We start from the raw sequence: 3,927 nt of genomic DNA, 5'->3' as shown, positions 1-3,927 counted from the left end.
GGCACGGCCTGCCCCGCTGAAAACGGGCCGGCCGCCTCCGCCGCCGCTACCGGCACCGCCGCGTGCGGCGCTCCCACCGGCGTCGGCGCCCCCGGCGCTCCCAGCTCCGGCGTTTCCAGCTCGGGCGTTTCCAGCTCGGGCGCTCCCACCGGCGATGGCGCCCCCGGCGCCCCGGCCGGCATCGGCGTCAGTGGGCCGGCCCGTAACACCTCCCGCGCGCGGACCGGCAACGCGCCCGACGGATCGTCCAGCCGCCGGGACGCCGCCCGCAGCACACGCCCGGCGAGCCCACGGGTGCCGTCCTCGCGCACGATCCGGGCGATCTGCCCCGCCCGGCGCGTGATCTGGTCACGCGTTGTATGCCGGTTCCCGGCCGAATCGTTCATGGCTTCCCCCCTGCCGTGCCCGTCCCCCCGTAGATGATGGCCTGCCCGCACGGGCGGCCGCGCACCAGGGTCCGGCGAATCCGCTGATTCCGCGAATCGCCCCGACGGGCCCGAGCGGACGCCAATCCGTGCCCGGCCCGACAGAACATGGATCCGGCAGGGCATGGCCGTCGCCGGAAGCTGCTAAAGTTCGTCCGGGTTCGAGGCATGTCCGGTTTGTTGTCATGCCCATGCCGCCGGGGGGCTCACCAGCAGTGCGATCATCGGGAAGCGCGGTCGCTGTTTTCCGTGACCAGGGCCCGGAAGCCGTTCCGGCGGGAGCCCGGGCACGGCGGGGATCCCGCCGGCAGAGGGTGGGGCGCGAGCCGGGAGCATGATTTGATCACGGTCTTCGGCGTCGAGAATACGATCATCAACGTCTTCGGGGCAGGACCGGGCGCGCGCCGCGTCGGCACCAACGGGGGGTAACGGTAGATGAGCAGGCGTGTTCCGGCCGGGACGCTGAGCCGACGCCCGACGGTCTCCGTCGTGGTGCCGTGTTACAACTACGCGCGTTATCTCGCGGAGTGCGTCGAGACGGTGCTGACGCAGGAGGGTGTCGACCCGGAGGTCATCATCGTCGACGACGCCTCGACCGATGCCAGCGCGACCGTCGCGGCGGCGCTGGCGGCCGCCGACGGCCGGGTCCGCGTCATCCGGCATCCGGCCAACCGCGGTCACATCGCCACCTACAATGACGGCCTGGCCGAGGCGACCGGCGACTACGTGGTCCTGCTCTCCGCGGACGACCTGCTGCTGCCCGGCTCGCTGGCCAGGGCCACCGCCCTGCTGGAGGCGAACCCCTCCGTCGGCATGGCCTACGGCCACCCCACCCATCTCTACGAGGGCAGGCCACCGAAACCACCGCGCACCCGCGTCCGGAACTGGACAATCTGGGACGGGCCGGAATGGATCCGGTTACGTTGCCGGGCGGGCATCAACTGCATCTTCAACCCCGAGGTGGTGCTGCGGACCTCGGTACAGCGCGAGATCGGCGGCTACCGGCCCGATCTCCCGCATTCGGGTGACCTGGAAATGTGGCTGCGGGCGGCCTCGGTGGCCGACGTCGGCCGGGTGAACGGCACCGACCAGGCCTACTACCGCGTGCACGCGGCCAGTATGCAACGCACCGTGTATGCCGGGCACCTCACCGACCTGCGAGCTCGCTGGGACGCGTTCCAGGTCGTCCTCACCGGGCGCGCCGCGGGCATCCCGGACGCCGACGGCCTGCTCACGACGGTCCGGCGCACGCTGGCGAACGAGGCGCTCGGCCAGGTCCGCCGGATCTGCTCGGAGGGCCGGGCGGAGCACGACGGCGACCTCGTCGACTCCTACCTGCGTTTCGCCCGGGAGCTCTGGCCGGACGCTCCGGCGCTGGCCGCGTGGCGGGCGATCCCGGTGGCCCGGCGGGCCGGCGAGCACCGCTCCGCCGTCACCGCGCTCACCACCTACCGCACGATCGAGGACAAGATCCGCTGGCGGCGATGGCGCTGGAACGGCGTGTGATCGCATGGCACGCACCGGCACGGCCCACAGCCACGCGTCATGACCTCCGACGCCACCCGTCCCGGTCGCGCGACCACCGGGACGGATGACTTCATCTGGATGGACGGCGCCCCCCCGACCGGGGATCCGCCCGTCGAGCGGACCACCGTACGGCTGCAGAGAATCCCGTTCCGCAGCCCCCCGACGGGTGACAGCGGCTCCGGCTCCGGCTCCGGCTCCGGCTCCGGCTCCGGCTCCGGCTCCGAGGTCGATCAGACCACCCTGCGGCTGCGGAGAATCCCGTTCCCCAGTGCCCCGGCGGGCGGTGTCGCGACCGGCACCGGCCCCACGACGGGCGGCACGGGCGGTACCGACGGCGCCGGCAGCACGGCCGGCAAAGACGGCGTAGCCGGCAAGGACGGTGCGGCCGGCAAGGACGGTGCGGCCGGCAAGGACGGCGTAGCTGGCAAGGACGGCACGAGCGACAACAGCGGCACGGCCGGCGACGCGTCCGGCGACACGGAAAACCTCGACCAGATGGTCCGCCGCGGCGCGATGTGGACCACGCTCAACGTGGCGCTGTCCCGGTTCGGCCAGTTCGGCGTCGGCATCCTCGTCGCCCGCCTGGTGGCCCCGGCGGACTTCGGCGTCTTCGCCGTCGCCCTGACCGTCCTGTCGATCGTCATCAACGTCAGCGAGCTCGGGGTCAGCGCGGCGCTTGTCCGTGGCAGCCGCGAGGAGTGCCGCCGGATCGCGCCGACCGTGGCGACCATCTCCATCGGCACCGCGGCCGCGCTCGGCGCGATCATGGTGGCCACGGCGGACGTGTTCGCCCGGGCGCTGGGATCCGACCAGGCCGCGGAAGCCGTCCGGGTGCTGTCCATCACCGTCGTGGTCGCCGGCTTCGGCGCGGTGCCCTCGGCCCTGCTCAAACGGGACTTCGCCCAGGACAAACAGTTCATGGCCGACTCCGCGAACACCGTCGTGTCCGCGGTCGTCGTGATCCTGCTCGCCGTGTCCGGCTGGGGGGCGATGGCGCTGGCCTGGTCCCGGGTCGCCGGCCAGGTGGTCTCGATCGTGCTGCTGCGGCACTTCAGCCCCGAACGCGTCCGGCCGGGGTTCAGCCGGGCCCAGGCCCGTCAGCTGCTCGCGTTCGGGCTGCCGCTCACCGGCGCCAACGTCGTCGCGTTCACCCTGCTCAACGTCGACTACATCGTGATCGGACGGCAGCTCGGCGCCGTCGAGCTGGGCCTGTACATGCTCGCCTTCAACATGTCCGGCTGGCCGATCAACGTCTTCAGCGCGGTGGTGCGGGCCGTGTCCATGCCGGCGTTCGCGCGGGTCAGCGAGGACCGCGAGCAGCTCCCGGCCCGGTTCGCCGCCGCGGCGTCCATGGTCGCCACGATCACGATACCGGTGTGTCTGATCATGGGCGGGGCGGCCGGCCCGCTCGTCGCCGTGGTCTACGGGTCGAAGTGGCACGCGGCCGCCGGCGCGCTGGCGGGTCTTGCGATCTTCGGTGCCGCCCGCACGATGGTCGAGCTGCTGTCGGACTTCCTCGTCGCGCTCGGCAGGACCCGGGAGATCTTCGTCATCCAGGTGCTGTGGATCGCGGCGCTCATCCCAGCCATGATCATCGGCGTCGGGCGCAACGGGATCGCCGGTGCCGGCGCGGCCCACGCGGTGGTCATCGTCGGGGTCACGCTGCCGATATACGTGCTGGCGCTGCGTCCCTTCCGGATCACCCCCTGGCTGCTGGCGCGGGCGGTCGGCCCGCAGGTGCTGGCCGCCGCCGCGGCCGGCGCGGCCTCCTGGCTGGTCGCGTCGGCCGTCGCTCCCGTCTGGCTCGCGCTTCCGGTCGCGTCGGCGGCCGGGTTCGTGGTCTTCGTCGGATGCCAGTGGTCACAGGTCGTCCGCGTCGTCGGGCGCCTGCGCTCCCGCCGGAGCGGCCGGGACGACGACGCGGCCCCGCCGGATCCGGCCCCCGCCAGCACGGCCCCCGCCAGCACGGCCCCCG

2 protein-coding genes and 1 pseudogene are annotated in these 3,927 nt (G+C 73.0%); 2 read left to right on the top strand and 1 reads right to left on the bottom strand.

Annotated elements, in window-relative coordinates:
• A pseudogene (locus NBX02_RS00720) lies at positions 1-386 on the bottom strand (hypothetical protein); the annotation flags it as partial.
• Between the two features lie 474 nt (positions 387-860).
• Between NBX02_RS00720 and NBX02_RS00715 the strand changes: the two are divergent.
• Together NBX02_RS00715 and NBX02_RS00710 are read left to right on the top strand one after the other, a co-directional pair.
• Positions 861-1,931 carry a glycosyltransferase gene (locus NBX02_RS00715; protein WP_250283788.1) on the top strand — a complete coding sequence of 357 codons (1,071 nt, stop codon included), beginning with the start codon at positions 861-863 and terminating at the stop codon, positions 1,929-1,931.
• 39 nt (positions 1,932-1,970) lie between these two features.
• The coding region (locus tag NBX02_RS00710) for a lipopolysaccharide biosynthesis protein (RefSeq protein ID WP_250289555.1) at positions 1,971-3,927 on the top strand (1,957 nt) is incomplete at its 3' end.

The organism is Protofrankia sp. CiP1_Cm_nod1 (assembly GCF_920888515.1).
Lineage (GTDB): Bacteria > Actinomycetota > Actinomycetes > Frankiales > Frankiaceae > Protofrankia.
This window is presented reverse-complemented; position numbering and strand designations above follow the sequence as displayed.